The organism is Vibrio sp. 10N.222.52.C3 (assembly GCF_041474195.1).
Taxonomy (GTDB): domain Bacteria; phylum Pseudomonadota; class Gammaproteobacteria; order Enterobacterales; family Vibrionaceae; genus Vibrio; species Vibrio crassostreae_C.
Window position 1 is genome coordinate 1 of the sequence record NZ_JBFRTQ010000076.1, and the last position, 20859, is coordinate 20859.

1 protein-coding gene is annotated in these 20859 nt (G+C 47.4%); it reads left to right on the forward strand.

Annotated elements, in window-relative coordinates:
- The first annotated feature begins 124 nt into the window (after positions 1–124).
- Positions 125–20812 carry a tandem-95 repeat protein gene (locus AB4517_RS12400; protein ID WP_372148425.1) on the forward strand — a complete coding sequence of 6896 codons (20688 nt, stop codon included), beginning with the start codon at positions 125–127 and terminating at the stop codon, positions 20810–20812.
- Positions 20813–20859: the final 47 nt, after the last annotated feature.

A 20859-nucleotide genomic window follows, 5' to 3' on the forward strand; every position in this document is an offset into this window, starting at 1 on the left:
TTTTGATTCTTTCTCTTTAAAAAGAAATTATAAAAAATGTTGTATAAAAAATTGGTTTTTCAAAATGATGTCCTTTAATGCCTCTATAAATACGATCAGTTAGCTAGTAGCAACGGAGGCTGTAATGGCAGGCGAAAATAACCAAAACAACCAAAATGAAGATCTAAATGACGCGGTAGAACAAACGGACACGAACGACGCGGGTACGCCCTCCCAACAGCAGAATCAACAAAATCAACAAAATACGATTGCGTCGACAATAGCGACGGGTGCTGAAAATACGGATGCGGCAGACGAAGTTAACCAGGCTTTAGACGACAATCCGAGTGGTGCAGGTAATGCTGAAGATGCCTCGGCCTCTGGTGCGGCTGTGCAAGAAGAGACGCCAGAAAGTAGTAGTGATTCACAGGCAGCTCAATCCAATGTGGTAGATAGTGTTGCTTCTGAAGGAGGAAGCGCTGAAGGTACATCGGGAAGTGGTGGTGAGGGTTCTGGTGCAGGTGCACAAGCTGTAGGTGGCGGTGGTGCTGCCGGATCTGAAGGGGGAGTTGATGCAGAAGGTAATCAAGCCCAAGGTCAAGCAGTACAAACTTCAGCAGCATCAAGTTCTTCAACAGACTCTGAAGGGTCACAAGGTGGTGATAATCTAGATTCACAAACAGTAGAAGAGACGTTTGCAGTTGATGTTCAAGCTTCTGACGAAGAGACCATTAGCGAAGTAGAGGATGACTTTGATTCTGAAACGGTAAGCGAAACGTTTAAAATCAAAGTGGAAAGTGAAAATGATGCGCCAGAAGCTGAACAAGATCTGGCTTACATCATGGATGAAGATGGCTCCATAACATTCACTCAAGAACAATTACTCGAATACGCAAGTGATGTAGATGGGGACGAGCTTGTTGCTTCTAACGTTCAAGTTGGTGATGATGCAACAGTTCAAGACAATGGTGATGGTACTTTCACCGTTGTTCCTTCAGCTGATTTTAATGGTGAACTTGACCTTACTTTCGACATCAGTGACGGCCAAGAAACGATTAGCAGCGCAATTGATTTAACGGTACGCCCGATTAATGACGCGCCTGTTCCTGAAGATAAAACGTTTGAAATCGAGGAAGACGGAACTCTTGTATTCACCGACGCTGACCTCCTTTCTGGTGCGACAGACATTGAAGGTGATAACCTAACGGTTGAAGGTGTGACCTACGATGGCGGCGACGGTATTCTTACTGATAACGGTAATGGTACGTACACCTTTGCTCCGAATGAAAACTTCAATGGCGACGTCAACTTCGGCTTCGATGTCTCTGACGGCACCGATACGGTCTCTGCAAACATCGATGTGAGTGTAACTGCCGTTGATGATGCACCGGTGTCAGGCGATTTAGCGTACTCAATCGATGAAGATGGTTCGATTCGTCTAAGCCAAGAGCAACTGTTATCACAAGCATCTGATGTTGAAGGCGATGACCTGACTGCTAGCGGCCTAACGGTTGGTGGTGATGCGACGGTTGTAGCTAACGATGATGGCAGTTTCACCATCACGCCAGATGAGAACTTCAATGGCGACATTGATATCAGCTTCGATATCTCAGATGGTACCAATACCGTTCAAGCATCAGCTGACCTAACGGTTAACCCAGTTAACGACCTGCCAGTCCCTCAAGATCAACAGTTCAGCGTTGAAGAAGACGGCACACTCATCTTCACTGATGCAGACCTGTTAACAGGCGCAACGGACATTGAAGGCGACAACCTAACTGTTGAAGGTGTGACCTACGATGGTGGCGACGGTATCCTTACTGATAACGGTAATGGTACGTACACCTTTGCTCCGAATGAAAACTTCAATGGCGACGTAAACTTCGGCTTCGATGTCTCTGACGGCACCGATACGGTCTCTGCCAACATCGATGTGAGTGTAACTGCCGTTGATGATGCACCTGTGTCAGGCGATTTAGCGTACTCAATCGATGAAGATGGTTCTATCCGTCTAAGCCAAGAGCAACTGTTATCACAAGCATCTGATGTGGAAGGCGATGACCTTACTGCTAGCGGCCTAACGGTTGGTGGTGATGCAACCGTTACTCAAAACGATGACGGCAGCTTCACGATTACGCCAGATGAGAACTTCAATGGTGACATCGATATCAACTTCGATATCTCAGATGGTACTAACACCGTTCAAGCTTCAGCTGACCTAACCGTTAACCCAGTAAATGATTTGCCAGTACCTCAAGATCAACAATTCAGTGTTGAAGAAGACGGCACGTTAATCTTCACTGATGCAGACCTATTAACAGGCGCAACGGACATTGAAGGTGACAACCTTACTATTGAAAGTGTGACCTACGATGGTGGCGACGGTATCCTGACCGACAACGGCAACGGGACTTACACCTTTGCGCCAAACGAAAACTTCAATGGCGACGTAAACTTCGGCTTCGATGTATCAGACGGCACCGATACGGTCTCTGCGAACATCGATGTAAGTGTGACTGCGGTTGATGATGCGCCTGTGTCTGGCGACCTAGCGTACTCAATCGACGAAGATGGTTCGATTCGTCTAAGCCAAGAGCAGTTGCTATCACAAGCATCAGATGTTGAAGGCGATGACCTAACAGCCAGCGGCTTAACGGTCGACGGTGATGCAACCGTTACTCAAAACGATGACGGCAGTTTCACGATTACGCCAGATGAAAACTTCAATGGCGACATCGATATCAGCTTCGATATCTCAGATGGTACTAATACGGTTCAAGCATCAGCTGACCTAACCGTTAACCCAGTTAATGACCTGCCAGTACCTCAAGATCAACAGTTCAGCGTTGAAGAAGACGGCACGTTAATCTTTACTGATGCAGACCTATTAACAGGCGCTACCGACATTGAAGGTGACAACCTAACGGTTGAAGGTGTGACCTACGATGGTGGCGACGGTATCCTTACTGATAACGGTAATGGTACTTACACATTCGCTCCAAACGAAAACTTCAATGGTGACGTAAACTTCGGCTTCGATGTGTCAGATGGCACCGATACGGTATCAGCAAACATCGACGTGAGCGTAACAGCGGTTGATGATGCGCCAGTGTCTGGCGACCTAGCGTACTCAATCGACGAAGATGGTTCTATCCGTCTAAGCCAAGAGCAACTGTTATCACAAGCATCTGATGTGGAAGGCGATGACTTGACGGCCAGCAGCCTAACGGTTGGCGGTGATGCAACGGTTACTCAAAACGATGACGGCAGCTTCACGATTACGCCAGATGAAAACTTCAACGGTGACATCGATATCAGTTTCGATATCTCTGATGGCACCAATACCGTTCAAGCTTCAGCAGACCTGACGGTTAACCCAGTAAATGATTTACCTGTTCCACAAGACCAACAATTCAGTGTTGAAGAAGACGGCACGTTAATCTTCACTGATGCAGACCTATTAACAGGCGCTACCGACATTGAAGGTGACAACCTTACTATTGAAAGTGTGACCTACGACGGTGGCGACGGTATTCTTACCGACAACGGTAATGGCACATACACCTTCGCACCGAATGAAAACTTCAATGGTGACGTAAACTTCGGCTTCGATGTGTCAGATGGCACCGATACGGTCTCTGCCAACATCGATGTGAGTGTTACAGCGGTTGATGATGCGCCAGTGTCTGGTGACTTAGCGTACTCAATCGATGAAGACGGTTCTATCCGTTTAAGCCAAGAGCAACTGTTATCACAAGCATCTGATGTTGAAGGCGATGACCTTACTGCTAGCGGCCTAACGGTTGGTGGAGATGCGACGGTTGTAGCTAATGATGACGGCAGCTTCACCATCACGCCAGATGAGAACTTCAATGGTGACATCGATATCAGCTTCGATATCTCTGATGGCACCAATACGGTTCAAGCTTCTGCAGACCTAACCGTTAACCCAGTAAATGATTTGCCAGTACCTCAAGATCAACAGTTCAGTGTTGAAGAAGATGGAACGCTTATCTTCACCGATGCCGACCTGTTAACAGGCGCTACCGACATTGAAGGTGATAACCTAACGGTTGAAGGTGTGACCTACGATGGTGGCGACGGTATTCTTACTGATAACGGTAATGGTACGTACACCTTTGCTCCGAATGAGAACTTCAATGGCGACGTAAACTTTGGCTTTGATGTATCAGATGGTACCGATACAGTCTCTGCCAACATCGACGTAAGCGTAACTGCCGTTGATGATGCGCCTGTATCGGGTGACCTAGCGTACTCAATCGATGAAGACGGTTCTATCCGTTTAAGCCAAGAGCAATTGCTATCACAAGCATCTGACGTAGAGGGCGATGACCTTACTGCTAGCGGCCTAACGGTTGGTGGAGATGCGACGGTTGTAGCTAATGATGACGGCAGCTTCACCATCACGCCAGATGAGAACTTCAATGGTGACATCGATATCAGCTTCGATATCTCAGATGGTACCAACACGGTTCAAGCTTCGGCTGACCTAACGGTTAACCCAGTAAACGACCTACCAGTACCTCAAGATCAACAGTTCAGTATTGCAGAAGACGGTACTTTACAGTTCACAGACGCGGATCTGCTTACAGGCGCGACAGACGTTGAAGGTGATAACCTGACGGTTGAGGGCATCACTTATGAAGGCACTGATGGCGTACTGACTGACTTAGGTGAGGGCTCATATAGCTTTGCGCCAAACGAAAACTTCAATGGTGATGTGAGCTTTAGCTTCGATGTGTCGGACGGTACCGATACGGTGTCTGCAAACATTGATGTTAGCGTGACTCCTGAGAACGATCCGCCTGTTGCGGGCTCAACGTCCTACACGGTCAATGAAGATAATTCGATTACCATTTCTGATGCACAACTATTGGCAACATCTTCAGATATTGAAGGTGATGTATCGATAGACAGCGTGACTTACTCTGGTAGCGACGGTGTCCTTGAAATCAATGGTAACGGCACTTACACCTTCTCGCCAAATGAGAACTTCAGCGGTGAAATTGCACTGGATGTGGTTGTTGCTGATGAAGATGGTGCGACCGACTCAACGACCGCGGGCATCAATGTTCTTGAAGTGAACGATCCGCCGGTTGCAGGCCCTACGTCTTACACCATTGATGAAGACTCAGTACTTACCTTCAGTGAGTCTCAAGTGTTGCTTAACGCCTCAGATGTAGAAGGGGATGTTGAGCTTGTTGGTATTAGCTACGATGGCCCTGAGGGTATCTTCTCAGTAAATGGTGACGGCACTTGCAGCTTCGCTCCAAATGAGAACTTTAATGGCCAAGTTCAGCTTGATGTCACCATTCGTGATGAAGATGGTGCAGAAGTGGAAACCGTCATCAATGTTGACGTATTACCAATCAATGATGCGCCAGTGTCTGGTGATTTGGCTTACAACGTTAACGAAGATGGTTCAATCACACTGAGCCAAGATCAGCTGTTGTCTCAAGCGTCCGATGTAGAAGGCGAAGATCTAACCGCAAGTGACTTAACAGTTGGTGGTGATGCGACGGTTGTAGCTAACGATGACGGCAGTTTCACCATCACACCAGATGCGAACTTCAATGGTGACATTGATATTCAATTCAACATCACTGACGGTACTGACACGGTTCAAGCAACCGCCGATCTTACTGTTAACCCAGTTAATGACTTGCCGGTTCCTCAAGACCAACAATTCAGTATCGCAGAAGACGGTACGCTTCAATTTACAGACGCCGACTTACTTACCGGTGCCACCGATATTGATGGCGACGACTTAACCGTTGAAGGTATTAGCTATACAGGTGGTGATGGCGTACTGACCGACCACGGTGATGGTACTTATACCTTTGCGCCAAACGAGAACTTCAATGGCGATGTGAACTTCAGTTTCGATGTGTCTGATGGCACAGAAACAGTCAGCGCTAACATTGATGTGAGTGTGACTCCTGAGAACGATCCGCCAGTTGCGGGTTCAACCTCATACATGGTCAATGAAGACAATGCCATCACAATTTCTGATGAACAGTTGCTAGCTAACTCTTCGGATATTGAAGGTGCGGTGTCGGTTGATACTGTGACTTACAGTGGCACTGATGGTGTGTTCCAAGATAACGGCGATGGCAGCTATACCTTCCTTCCTAATGAAAACTTCAGCGGTGATATCAGCCTTGATGTGATTGTTGCAGATGAAGAAGGTGCAATTGATGAAACCACAGCAGGTATTACCGTTCTTGAAGTGAACGATCCACCAGTTGCGGGTCCAACGTCATACACCATTGACGAAGATTCGGTTCTGACGTTCAGTGAATCTCAGATTCTTGTGAATGCTTCGGATGTCGAAGGCGATGTAGAACTTGTTGGCATTAACTACAATGGCTCTGACGGTATCTTCACTGTAAATGGTGATGGTACATGCAGCTTTGCACCCAACGAAAACTTCAATGGTCAGGTTCAACTGGGTGTGACCATTCAAGATGAAGATGGCGCAACGGTTGAAACACACATTAACGTTGATGTATTGCCAATCAATGATGCGCCAGTATCGGGCGATTTGGCTTACACCATCAATGAAGATAGCTCCATCACGCTAAGCCAAGAGCAATTGCTAGCAAGAGCAGGTGATATCGATAGCGACAACTTAGAAGCTATCAACCTATCTACTGATGAAAATGCGACCATCCAACACAATGATGATGGCAGCTACACCATCACACCGAACGCAGATTACAACGGTGACCTAGATCTGAACTTCGATATCATCGATAACGATGGTGGTTCAGTTCAAGTTGGCCTAGACATTACCGTGAATCCGGTTAATGACTTGCCACAAGCGCAAGATCAACAGTTCACGATTGAAGAAGACGGTACGTTACTCTTCACCGATGCTGACCTGCTTGTAGGCGCGTCGGATGTTGATGGTGACGAGCTGTCGATTGAAAACGTGCTCTACACTGGTGCAGATGGTGTTCTTAGCGATAATGGCGACGGCACATATAGCTTTGCTCCAAACGAGAACTTCAATGGTGATGTTCAATTCTCATTCGATGTCTCTGACGGTACTGATTCAACATCAGCTGTTATTGATGTCAGCGTAACGCCTGAGAATGACCCACCAGTAGCGGGCTCAACATCGTACACAGTTCAAGAAGATGGCCAAATCACGATCAGTGATGAGCAATTATTGGCAAACTCTTCCGATGTAGAAGGTGATGTTTCACTGTCTGGAGTATCGTACTCCGGTGATGACGGCTCTTTTGTTGATAATGGCAATGGTACTTACACCTTTACGCCAAATGAAAACTTCGATGGTGATATTTCACTAGACGTTGTTGTCGTTGACGAAGACGGTGCAACCGCAACCACAACCGCTGGCATCGATGTTATCGCTGTGAATGACGGACCTGAAACTTCGGGCATTCAGGCTGAAGTCGATGAAGATAATTCAATCACCATTACTCAAGAGCAGTTACTCGCTAATGCGACCGATGTTGAAGGTGATGAGTTAACGGCATCTAACCTACAAACCAACGATCCAGATGCGACAATTGTTACTAATGACGATGGTTCATTCACTATTACGCACACAGAAAACTTCAATGGCGAGTTGGACTTCACATACAGCATCAGTGATGGTGAGAATGAAGTTCTGACGACACTCGACTTGACGGTTAACCCTGTCAACGATGCGCCAGAAGCGGGCGATGAAATCTTCATCCAAGCGCAAGAAGACCAAACAGTTGGTGTGACACTTCGTGAAGAACCAGCACTACGTTTAGACCAAGCGCCAGAAAACGGCATCATTGAAGCAAATGTGAATGACGAATGGGTGGTACTGGAAGTAGGACAAGAAGTTCCTGCAGATACCGAAGTGCGCTTTGTTCCAAGTGAAGATGCTCTTGCTGAAGGTACACACACCACACAAATCGGTACGTTTGACGATAACGCGAGTGTGGATGATTGGGGTACAGAAGTTGACCCTTATACGCGTGAGTTCTCAGATGGTGACTTAACGGTAACTGTTCAAAGTAACGATGACCCTCTTGGTGCCTGGAATGGCAACACCCACATTGGTCATGGTATCGGTGATACTGACCGCCAAGGCTTAAGTGGTGATGAGAAACTGACGGTTTCAGTTGAAGGTCAAGACATCAATGAAATCAGTTTCCACCTAGATGGTTTGGGTGGTTGGTTCATGGAAGAGTCTCGTCACTTTACAGAAGTAGAAATCAAAGCGTTCAATGAGGATGGCGACCTAATTGACTCGATGACTTACCACAAAGAAGACCGTGGTACTTTCGAGACAGATTACACGCTAACGGTTGATCAACCAGTGTCCTACTTTGAGCTCGGTACCGTGCAAGGTAATGGTACTTACGTCGTTCAAAACATGACAGTGTCACAAACTTGTCATGATGAAGCGGTGTTTACATCGATTGGTGTAGATGGCTCAGAGATTACTGAAACGGTTGAGTTGAATATCCATGCGGGTGACAACGAAATCGAGTTAACGGCTGATCTTCCGAATATTACTGTCGATACCGATGGTTCTGCCCAGTTTGCTTCGGTTGTGATTACCGAAGAGCAACTACTGGCGCAAGCATCTGATATTGATGGCGACGACCTTGATATTGAAAATCTAGAGCTAGTGGGTGAAAACTCAGAGCATGCAACACTCACCGATAATGGTGATGGCACTTGGACGGTAACACCGGATGAAAACTTCCATGGTGAAATCGAACTCGGTTACCAAGTTACCGATGGTGAGCTAACAGACAGCAACATCATTAATATCAACTTCGAATCAGTAAATGATGCGCCAATCGTTTCTGGCCCGATTGTTCTATCGACAGATGAAGATGAAGGTATCACGTTCAGTGCAGATGACTTACTAGCGAACACCACTGATGTGGAAGGCGATACGCTGTCTATTTCTGACATCACTTACGGTGGTGATAACGGTGAGCTAGTTGATAACGGCGATGGTACGTTTACCTTCATGCCGAATGAAAACTTCAATGGTGAAATCGACATCGACTACAATGTGTTTGATGGAACTGATGAAGTTGCAACGCATCTAGACCTAACGGTCGTACCAGTCAATGATGTGCCGGTTCCGGGTGAACCATTGCACACCCAAATGCTTGAAAACGGCTCCATGATCATCGAAGCGAAAGACCTATTGTCTGGTGCTACCGATGTTGATGGCGACATTCTTCATGTCGAAAACCTATTACTTGCAGACCAAACGCAAGGTACGTTAACGGATAACGGTGATAATACCTTTACCTTCGAACCTGCAGAAGACTTCTACGGTGAAGTGAATCTGACTTTCGATATCAGTGATGGCCAAGCAAGCGCACCAAGTACAGCAAGAGTTGACGTTGAAATTGTCAATGAAGGCCCAGAGGTTGGTGGTCCAATTGAAGCCGCTGTTGATGAAGATGGTTCAATCACTATCACTCAAGAGGATCTGTTAGCGAATGCGACGGATGTCGATGGCGACAACCTTGAAGCCGTTAACTTAGCGACCAACGATCCAAATGCGGTTGTTGTAGAAAACCCAGACGGTAGCTTCACTATTACACCAAGTGCAGATTTCTTTGGTGAGATTGAGTTTACTTATGATGTCACTGACGCGATCGAAACTGTTGCGGCTGACCTCAACCTAACCGTAAACCCTATCAACGATGCTCCAGACGTGCCTGACATGTCTTTCACTACGGAAGACGGTCAAGCGATTACCATTACCGAAGCTGAACTATTAGCACAAGCGACAGACATTGAAGGCGACGAACTGTCAGTTGTGAATGTGACGAGTGCAAGCGACACGGTAGAAGTCACAGACAATGGCGATGGAACATACACATTAACACCAGAGCAGGGCTTCTTCGGTAACGTTGACTTAGCGTTTGATGTGAGCGATGGCACTGATGTGGTTGCCGCAAACATCGACCTAAAAGTTGAGTTCGTCAACGATGCGCCAGAAGCGACGCCAATGGTGGCAGATGTCGACGAAGATGGTTCAATCCTCGTTACACAAGAAATGTTGTTGGAGAACGCGAGCGACCAAGATGGCGATGAGTTGTTTGCAAGCGCGCTTGAAACTAACGATCCAAATGCCAGCATTGTAGACAATGGTGATGGCACGTACACAGTGACACCTTCAGAGAACTTCAATGGCGATATTGCATTCACTTATGAGGTGAGCGACGGTGAGCTGAGCACGTCTAATGATATGACATTGACCGTTAATCCGGTGAATGACATTCCAATTGTTGCTCCAGGAATGTACCACATCGAAGAGGATGGCAGCATCCTGTTCACTCAAGAAGATCTATTGAGTGCTGCAATTGATATTGATGGCGACGACCTAAGCGTTACCAGCATCAATTACTCTGGTGATGAAGGCACAGTAACCGACAACGGCGATGGCACGTTCAGCTTCGTTCCTGAAGAGCACTTCAGTGGTGATCTGCAGTTCAGCTTTACTGTGACAGACGGTACGGATGAAGTTGAACAAGACATTAATGTTCACATTGAAGCAGTTGCTGATGCGCCTGACTTAGTTATCACGGATGGTGATGGTGTTAACGTCGACGACCAGGCGATTTTGGTTGAGCCAGGCGGTATTGTTGAACTGAACATTGCTGCGGCACTTGTCGACCAAGACTTGTCTGAAACACTCACTGTTACAGTAGATGGTGTGCCAGAAGGTTCGGTTATTCAATACGATAACGAAGGCGTTCTGAATGACCAAGAGAACGGTATCACCAGTTACAACGACACTGAAATCACAGTAACGTTTGAAGGTGAGACGGCTGGCTACCAAAACGCTGCGGGTTACTACAAAGTAGACGAAGACGGCAACATCACAGGTGTTGAAGTTGTTTACGAAAACGCATCACAAGTTGGTGGTGGCGGCGACCTTGTTCCAGGGCAAGATCAATTCAGCTTCCAAGTCGAGGAAGGCGAAAGCTTTAACCTGTTCTTAATTCCAAACGGACATCAGCACAACGACTTTGATGCGATGCAAGACGGTCAGTACGAGTTCCGTGCTGAGGATGGTTCGCCTGCGAACATGGATACGGTTGATCCTCAACTTGTCTTTGTGGCTGCTGATGGAACCGAGACAGTGATTCAAGGCCAAAATGGTGACGCGATCTTCCATGGTGGTTCAAGCTCTCAGCTAAACCAAGATGGTATCGAACATACTCGTACTACGGTTAATGAAGACGGCGAGCTGGTTTACGGATTTGAAGATTTGTATGGCGGCGGTGATGCTGACTATTCTGACTTCAACTTCACAATCGATGTCGGTGAAGTGAACAGCCAAATCTACAGCGGTGAAGTAACGGTTGGCCCTGATGGTACGGTGAACTTACCAACAACGGCTATCGAAAATGCGTTACAAATCCAGTTACCAGAAGACTTCAATGAGCAGCTTGAAGTTCATGTAACCGCAACTGCGACAGAGTTATCGAATGATGATTCTGAAACGGTATCTCAAACCATCTACATTAACGCGACAGGCGCGCACATTGAGCACGCACCTGAAGCACTTCCGGTTTCTGCAACGGTTGAAGAAGATGGTTCAATCATCATTACGCAAGAAGACTTATTGGCTAATGCGCGTGATTTAGATGGCGATCAGTTGACGGCTCTGAATTTAGCAACCGATGATGAGAGCGTTACGATTACCGATAACGGTGATGGTACGTACACATTAACGCCAGATGCTGATTTCAATGGCGATGTGAGCTTTACGTTTGATGTGTCTGATGGTGATGATGTTGTCTCTACCAACCTTGAGTTAACAGTTTCACCAGTAAATGACGGTCCAGAAGCACAAGACCACGCATTCACAGTCGGCGAAGATGGCGTGTTAACGTTCAATGACCAAGACCTATTAACAGGTGTAACGGACATTGAAGGGGACGACCTAAGTGTTGAAGGTGTAACTTACACTGGCGCAGATGGTGTCCTAACCGATAATGGCGATGGCACCTACAGTTTCGCGCCGAATGAAAACTTCAATGGCGATGTGAACTTCTCGTTCAATGTATCAGATGGAACCGATACGGTAACCGCTAACATTGATGTGAGCGTGACGCCAGAGAATGATCCTCCGGTTGCGGGTAGTACGTCTTACACGGTTCATGAAGACAACTCTATTACAATCAGCAACGAACAACTGCTAGCGAACTCTTCGGATATCGAAGGCGAAGTCGCAATTGATAACGTGACTTACAGTGGTAGCGACGGTGTTCTGGAAATCAACGGTGACGGTACATACACCTTCTCGCCAAACGAGAACTTTAATGGCGAAGTTAGCCTAGATGTTGTCGTGACGGATGAAGATGGAGCGACTGAAGCAACAACGGCGGGTATTACTGTCCTTGAGGTGAACGATCCGCCAGTTGCTGGCCCTACGTCATACACCATCGATGAAGATTCAGTACTGACTTTCAATGAGTCTCAAGTTCTGTTGAACGCTTCTGATATTGAAGGTGATGTTGAGCTTGTTGAGATCAACTACGATGGCCCAGACGGTATCTTCTCAATCAATGGTGACGGTACATGTAGCTTCGCTCCGAATGAAAACTTCAACGGCCAAGTTCAATTGGATGTAACCATTCAAGATGAAGACGGCGCTCAGGTTGATACGTTTATTACGGTTGATGTATTACCAATCAACGATGTACCAGTATCAGGCGACCTTTCATACAGTGTTGAGGAAGACGGTTCGATTACCTTGAGCCAAGAGCAACTTCTTTCGCAAGCGAGTGATGTAGATGGCGACGACCTTACTGCTTCTAACTTGATTGTTGATGGAGACGCGACGGTTGTTGCTAACGATGACGGCAGCTTTACCATTACCCCTGATGCGAACTTCAATGGTGACATTGACCTAACGTTTGACATTAGCGACGGTACAGATACGCTTGTTGCGACGGCTGACCTCACCGTTAACCCAGTTAATGACCTTCCACAACCACAAGATCAAACGTTCAGCATTGGCGAAGACGGCATCTTGAGCTTCACTGATGAAGACTTGCTAACAGGTGCGACCGACATTGATGGGGATGACCTATCGGTTGAAGGCGTTACTTACACAGGTGCGGACGGTGTTCTTACTGATAATGGCGACGGAAGCTACAGCTTTGCGCCAAACGAGAACTTCAATGGTGATGTAAACTTCAGTTTTGATGTGTCAGATGGCACGGATACGGTTCAAGCCAACATTGATGTCAGCGTGACACCAGAGAATGATCCACCGGTTGCAGGTAGCACGTCTTACACCGTTCATGAAGACAACTCAATTACCATCAGCGACGAACAGTTACTTGCTAACTCTTCGGACATTGAAGGTAATGTGGCCGTTGACAGCGTTACTTACACTGGCGCTGACGGTGTCTTTGAAGACAATGGTGACGGTACTTACACCTTCTCGCCAAACGAAAACTTCAACGGCGAAGTTAGCCTTGATGTTGTCGTTACCGATGAAGAGGGCGCAACTGAAGCGACCACCGCGGGTATTACTGTACTTGAGGTGAACGATCCACCAATCGCAGGCTCAACCAGCTACTCAGTCAACGAGGACGAAGTTATCACCATCAGTTCAGAGCAACTGTTGGCGAACGCTTCTGATATCGAAGGTGAAGTGGCGATTGATAGCGTTAACTACACAGGCTCAGACGGTATATTTACCGACAATGGTGACGGAACATTCAGCTTCGCACCAAACGCTAACTTCGATGGCGATGTAAGCCTTGATGTTGTCGTTACTGATGAAGAAGGCGCAACCGTAGCAACCAACGCAAGCATTGATGTTCTGCCTGTTAACGATGCTCCGGTATCGGGTGACTTGGCGTACAGCGTGGACGAAGATGGTTCAATTACCTTGAGCCAAGAGCAATTACTTGCTCAAGCTAACGATGTTGACGGCGATGACTTAACAGCGGCTAATCTAACTGTTGGTGGTGATGCGATAGTTACAGCAAACGATGATGGTAGTTTCACTATCACGCCAGATGCTAACTTCAATGGCGACATTGATTTGAACTTCGACATTACCGATGGCGATGCGACGCTTCAAGCAACGGCTGACCTAACGGTTAACCCAGTTAATGACTTGCCAACAGTCGGTGAGCCACAATTTGTGACTCAAGAAGACACCAGCTTTACCTTCACAGAAGAGCAACTGCTGCAAAATGCGGGCGACATTGATGGCGATAACCTATCGGTTGAAAATGTTGCTTCAGGTAGCGGTACTTTGGTTGATAACGGCGACGGTACTTACACATTCGCACCGAATGAAAACTTCGACGGCAATGTAAATGTGACGTTCGACGTGAATGACGGTACAGCGACAGTACCAGCAGAAGCGACGATTGATGTTCAATCTGTGGTTGATATGCCAGAGCTGTCGATTGCTTCTGACCTAGTGATTGCTTCTGACAACTTCGAGTCTGGCTCAAACGGCTGGAATACCGGTACTGAAAGCTCACAAGGCTTCGAATCAGGTGACATGCTAGGTCGTATTGGTGGCACTGGTGGCGATGAAGCTGTCAGCAAAACTTACGACATTCCAAGTGATGTGAGCGAAGTTAATATCTCGTTCAGTTTCTACGAAATTGATTCTTGGGATGGTGAGTCATTCCAAATCTTTGTCGGCGGCGAAGAGCTTACTTCGTTAGATAACTCGGCGTTCCAAACTCAAGATGGCACTACAACGTTGTACGATTCAGCGGGCAATGAAGTCGGTGAAGTTGTTCACGGCGTGTCGCAAGGTGAAGGCTTCAGTGGTTGGAACGACCAAGCACATCAAATCAACCTAACGGTACCCGTTGAAGACGGCCAACTTGAGTTAGGCTTCGGTTCAACCTTGAACCAAGGTGTGAGTGACGAGGCGTTTGGTATCGACAACATCGAAATCACAGTGTCTGACGCGGATTACCAAATCATTGGTACTGAAGACACACCTGTACCACTTGATATTGATGCAGCTCTAACAGATACCGATGGCTCAGAAAACCTTGCTATCTTGATTGAAGACGTGCCAGAAGGCAGCTCGCTTTCTGCAGGTACCGATAACGGTGATGGCACTTGGTCATTGCAACCAGGCGAGCTAGAAGGGCTAGAGTTTATCCCTTCAGGTGACTTCAATGGTGATGTGGTTCTAACTGTGAATGCAACATCAACAGATGTTGATACCGGTACAACCGCAACAGCTACGCAAGACGTGACGATTCACATCTCACCTGCGAACGATGCTCCAGAAGTTGACGGTGATATTAGTGCCGTTACAGCCGAAGATAACAGCATCACGCTAACTCAAGAGCAGTTGCTAGAGCACGCTGTCGACATTGATGGTGATGACCTATCAGCAATCAACCTAACCACCAATGATGAAAATGCGACCGTTCAAATGAACGACGATGGCAGTTTCACCATTACACCGAGTGAAAACTTCAACGGTAATATCGAATTTAGTTACGATGTCACCGATGGAGAGGACATGGTCGCTGCTGGCCTAGACTTGACGGTAACACCTGTCAATGATGCGCCAGAGCCACAAGATCAAGCATTCACTATTGGTGAAGATGGGGTTCTTAACTTCACTGACGCAGACCTGTTAACGGGTGCAACGGATGTTGAAGGTGACGACCTAACAGTCGAAGGTGTGACATACACTGGTGCTGATGGTGTGCTTACCGACAATGGTGACGGAAGCTACAGCTTTGCGCCAAACGAGAACTTCAATGGTGATGTGAACTTCAGCTTTGATGTGTCAGATGGCACGGATACGGTTCAAGCCAACATTGATGTGAGCGTGACGCCTGAGAACGATCCACCAGTGGCGGGTAGCACGTCTTACACTGTGCATGAAGACAACTCAATCACGATCAGTAACGAACAGCTATTAGCCAACTCTTCAGATATTGAAGGTGAGGTTGCGATTGATAGCGTGACTTACACTGGCAGTGATGGTGTGTTCGAAGACAACGGTGACGGCACTTATACTTTCTCGCCAAACGAGAACTTCAATGGTGATGTGAGCTTAGCGGTTATTGTTACCGATGAAGAAGGGGCAACAGAAGCGACCACAGCGGGAATCACTGTACTTGAGGTGAACGATCCGCCAATCGCAGGCTCAACCAGCTACTCAGTCAACGAAGATGAAGTTATCACCATCAGTGCAGAGCAACTGTTGGCTAACTCTTCGGATATTGAAGGCGAAGTGGCGATTGATAGCGTTACTTACACAGGCGCTGACGGTATCTTTACTGACAACGGTAACGGCACATTCAGCTTTGCACCGAACGCAAACTTCGATGGCGATGTTAGCCTAGATGTAGTGGTGACAGATGAAGAAGGTGCGACAGTAGCCACCAGCGCAAGTATTGATGTTCTTCCAATTAACGATCCACCTGTATCGGGTGATTTGGCATACAGCATTGATGAAGATGGTTCGATTACTCTGACTCAAGAGCAGTTGCTGTCTCAAGCATCTGATGTGGATGGCGATGATCTGACCGCAAGCAACTTAAGCGCAGGCGATAATGCAACCGTTGTTGATAATGGCGATGGCACCTTTACGGTAACGCCAGATGCGAACTTCAATGGCGATATCGACCTAAGCTTCGACCTTTCTGATGGTACTGAAACGGTTGTTGCAACGGCCGACCTTACTGTGAATCCAGTGAATGACATCGCAGTTGTAGAAGATGTCGCTTACACCATTGAAGAAGACGGTTCACTTACCTTTACAGACGAGCAACTGCTCGCGGGTGCTTCTGATATTGATGGTGATGAGCTTTCAGTTGCCGATGTGTCTTACACTGGCGCAGAGGGTGTGTTTACCGACAATGGCGATGGCACTTACACCTTTGCACCAAACGAGAACTTCAACGGTGATGTAAGTCTGGACTTCTCAGTATCTGACGGTACAGAGACGGTTGATGCAAATATCGACGTAACGGTAACAGACGTTAACGATGCACCAGTGGCAGGCGCAACGTCTTACCAAATGAACGAAGATGGCACTATTACATTGAGCCCTGAGCAGTTGATTGCTAATAGCTCCGATGTGGACGGTGAGGTGTCGCTTGATAGCGTGAGCTACTCAGGTGCAGACGGTATCTTGGTTCAAAACGAAGATGGTTCGGTAACGTTCGCACCAAATGAAAACTTTAACGGCGACATCAACCTTGATGTGACGGTTATTGATGACGACGGTGCAACGGCTCAAACCACCGCTGGTATTGAAGTTATTGCTGTTAATGACGCACCAGTGGCCGGAAACGTGGCTTACTCGGTTGATGAAGATGGTTCAATTACGCTATCTCAAGAGCAGTTGCTGGCTAACGCATCCGACGTTGATGGTGATGCACTGACCGCAAGCAACCTATCTGCAGGTGACAATGCGACTGTAACAGCGAACGATGATGGTTCATTTACTATCACTCCGGATGCTGACTTCAACGGCGACATAGACCTAAGCTTCGATGTTTCAGACGGTATCGAGACAGTCCAAGCTGGCGTAGACCTAACCGTTAACCCAGTGAACGACTTACCAACGGCTGCTGACCAGAGCTTTACCGTTGAGGAAGATGGTACGTTAACCTTCACTGACGCTGACCTATTAGCAGGCGCTGCGGATATTGATGGTGATGACCTATCTATCACTGATGTGTCTTACACGGGCACAGAGGGTGTGTTCACTGACAACGGTGACGGCACTTATAGCTTTGCTCCGAACGAGAACTTCAATGGCGATGTAAACCTTGGCTTCACAGTGACTGATGGCACTGAGACAGTCGATGCCAATATTGATGTGACGGTAACGGATGTGAATGATGCACCAGTGGCAGGTTCAACGTCTTACCAAATGAACGAAGATGGCACGATAACCATTAGCCCTGAGCAGTTGATTGCTAATAGCTCTGACGTTGATGGCGAAGTGTCGCTTGAAAGTGTGACTTACTCAGGCTCTGACGGCACCTTGGTTCAAAACGATAATGGGTCTGTGACCTTCACGCCAAGCGAGAACTTTAATGGTGATATCAGCCTAGATGTGGTTGTGACCGACGATGACGGTGCAACTGCGACAACAACGGCAGGTATCGAAGTTCTGGCTGTGAACGATGGACCAGAATCTGAGGATGTGAAATTAACCACAGCCGAAGACAGCACCATCCTAATCACACAAGACATGTTGTTAGCTCAAGCTACCGACATCGATAACACCGCAGATGAGCTGTCAGCTTCGGGTCTACAAATCGACCCTAGCTTAGGTGAGTTGCTAGACAACGAAGATGGTACTTGGTCATTTACGCCAAACGAAAACTTCAATGGCGATGTGCCAATGACGTTTAATGTTAGCGATGGCCAAGAGACTATTTCAGTCGACGGCAACATCGATGTTACACCAGTGAATGATGCACCTGAAGCGCCAATGATTGAGATGCAAGGCGAAGAAGATGTGGTCATGGTGATTGACCCTGCTTACATCGCAGATCAAGTAACAGACCTTGATGGCGACGAGATCAGCATCGAGAGCATCACAGTTCGAGCTCCAGCGAACGCAACCTTAACTCAGCAACCAGACGGCATGTATCACTTAGTGACTACTCAAGACTTCAATGGCTTAGTGGAACTGGGTTATCAAGCTACTGACGGTGAAGAAGTGGTTGATGGGTCGCTGAATGTGGATGTCATTCCGGTTAACGACGCACCATTCAATGTCGGCAACGCAATGATGACCACAGACGAAGATGGCGCGTTCACCTTCGATGCTGGCGACTTGATGAACTTGTTCGGTGACATTGATACCGCTGACCTTGTTGTTTCTCGCATTATCACCGCAGACGGTGAAGATGGCGGAGAAGTAACAGACAACGGTGATGGTACGTGGACATTCACACCAACAGGCGACTTTGCGGGTGTTTCTGACCTACAAGTTGTCGTGAGTGACGGTGAGTTTGAAACCGTTCTCGATGTTCCTGTGTTCGTACGTCCTGTCGCAGATGGCGCGGTTATTTCAACTGACCATGACGGTCCATTGGTGTTCGGTGAGGATGAAACCGGTCACTTAGGACTGAATGTTGGCCTAGTCGATGACTCAGAGACACTGAGTAACCTAGTGATGACAGGTTTCCCTGTTGGATTCGAGGTAACAGATGGTGTGAATACCGTGATGATCACCGAGCCGGGTCAATACATCGACCTGTTCGACTGGGATATCTCAAACATTCAAATGACGCCTCCTGAAGACTTCCATGGTGAGTTCTTCGTAACGGTTAGCGCAACAACGGTTGATTACGGAGATGAGCCGGAAGCGTTTGAAGATGGCATCGATTCTGGTGATTTCGAAACCGTAGCGGGTGATTCCATCATCCTAACGGCGGACGACCTAATCGGTTTGGCTGAGAATGTGGATGCTGACAGTGATGATGAAGTGAAACTGGTTCATCTTGCCGACCGCAGCCAAGGTGAGATTGTCGATAATGGCGATGGCACTTGGACCTTCACACCAGCACCAGGCTTCACTGGCGAAGCAGATATAGCTTACGTGGTTGATAAAGATGGCGTGCTTCATGATGAGCAAACTGGCGTAGTCGTGAAAGAAGGTGACTCGCAAGGGAATGCAGCACCAGAAGTTAACAGCATCACAACGACGGAAATCGCAGCGGATGCCACCTTGTCGTTCACTGATGAAGACATGTTAGCGAATCTGAGCGATGCAGAAGGCGACAGCTTGAGCATTGAGTCAGTAAGCTTGATGGAAGGTCAGGGCGTAATTGAGAGCGATAACCAAGGTAACTATCAATTCACTCCTGCTGAAGACTACACCGGCGATGTTCAAGTTGGGTTTATAGCGACCGATGGCGAAAATCGCATCGAAAGCTTCTTCAATGTGGATATCCAAAGTGGCGATGAAGCAGCGGCGAGCGAAGGTTATACCTTAGCTGATGATGGTTCACTAACTATCACGGATGCACAGCTGGTGGATGAGTTAGGCGTGAGTGATTCTGCACAAGTTGTTGATGTTGCAGACGCGAACGATGCTGGCTTCTTTGCCGAATCAGGTGAAGGTGAGTGGACTTACTGGCCGAACGAAGACTTCGATGGCAATTTAGCGATGAATGTTGAAGTTAACGACGGCGGTGAAGTATCAAGTCACAGCTTAAGCATCCAAGTTGAAGATGATTCAGTACAAAGTGATGAACCACAAGTCCAAGCTGCTCAAGCAACAGAAGAGCAACAAGTGGAAGTGGCTCAACAAGCTGATGACCAAGCTCAAGATGCTGAAACTGAAGACAGCGCAGCAGATGTAACTGCGGCGCCGGGCGATACTATCTCTATCTCGATTCCAGATGAGGTGAGTGGTAACGAATCGGTTGATTACGCTGATATGTCTGGTCTACCTGAGGGCGCTACTGTGAGCAATGCACTGGATAACGGTGATGGTAGCTTCACAATCAGTGGCAACCTAGAGCAGCCTGTATCTGTCGAACTCCCAGAAGGTTACGAAGGTACTAGCGAGATCCAATTCCAAGGTTACGACGAATTGGGTAGCTCAATAGACGGTGCTAGCGGTTCTGTTGAAGTTGAGGTCGATGATCAATACACCATGCAAGGTTCTACGCAAGAACAGCAACCGGACATGGCGGGTATGGAATCTGGTGGCAGCGACTGGACAAGTTCAGGTGGTCAAGATCAAGGTGTTGACTTCACGGACGACTCTGGAAGCTTCGATTCAGATTCTCAAACTGGAACGGATCAAGGCAACGACTTCGACCAAAGCTCGATTTAATCGAGAGAGCTTAGTTTTAGCCTAAACCGACATCTAGTCTAAACCAA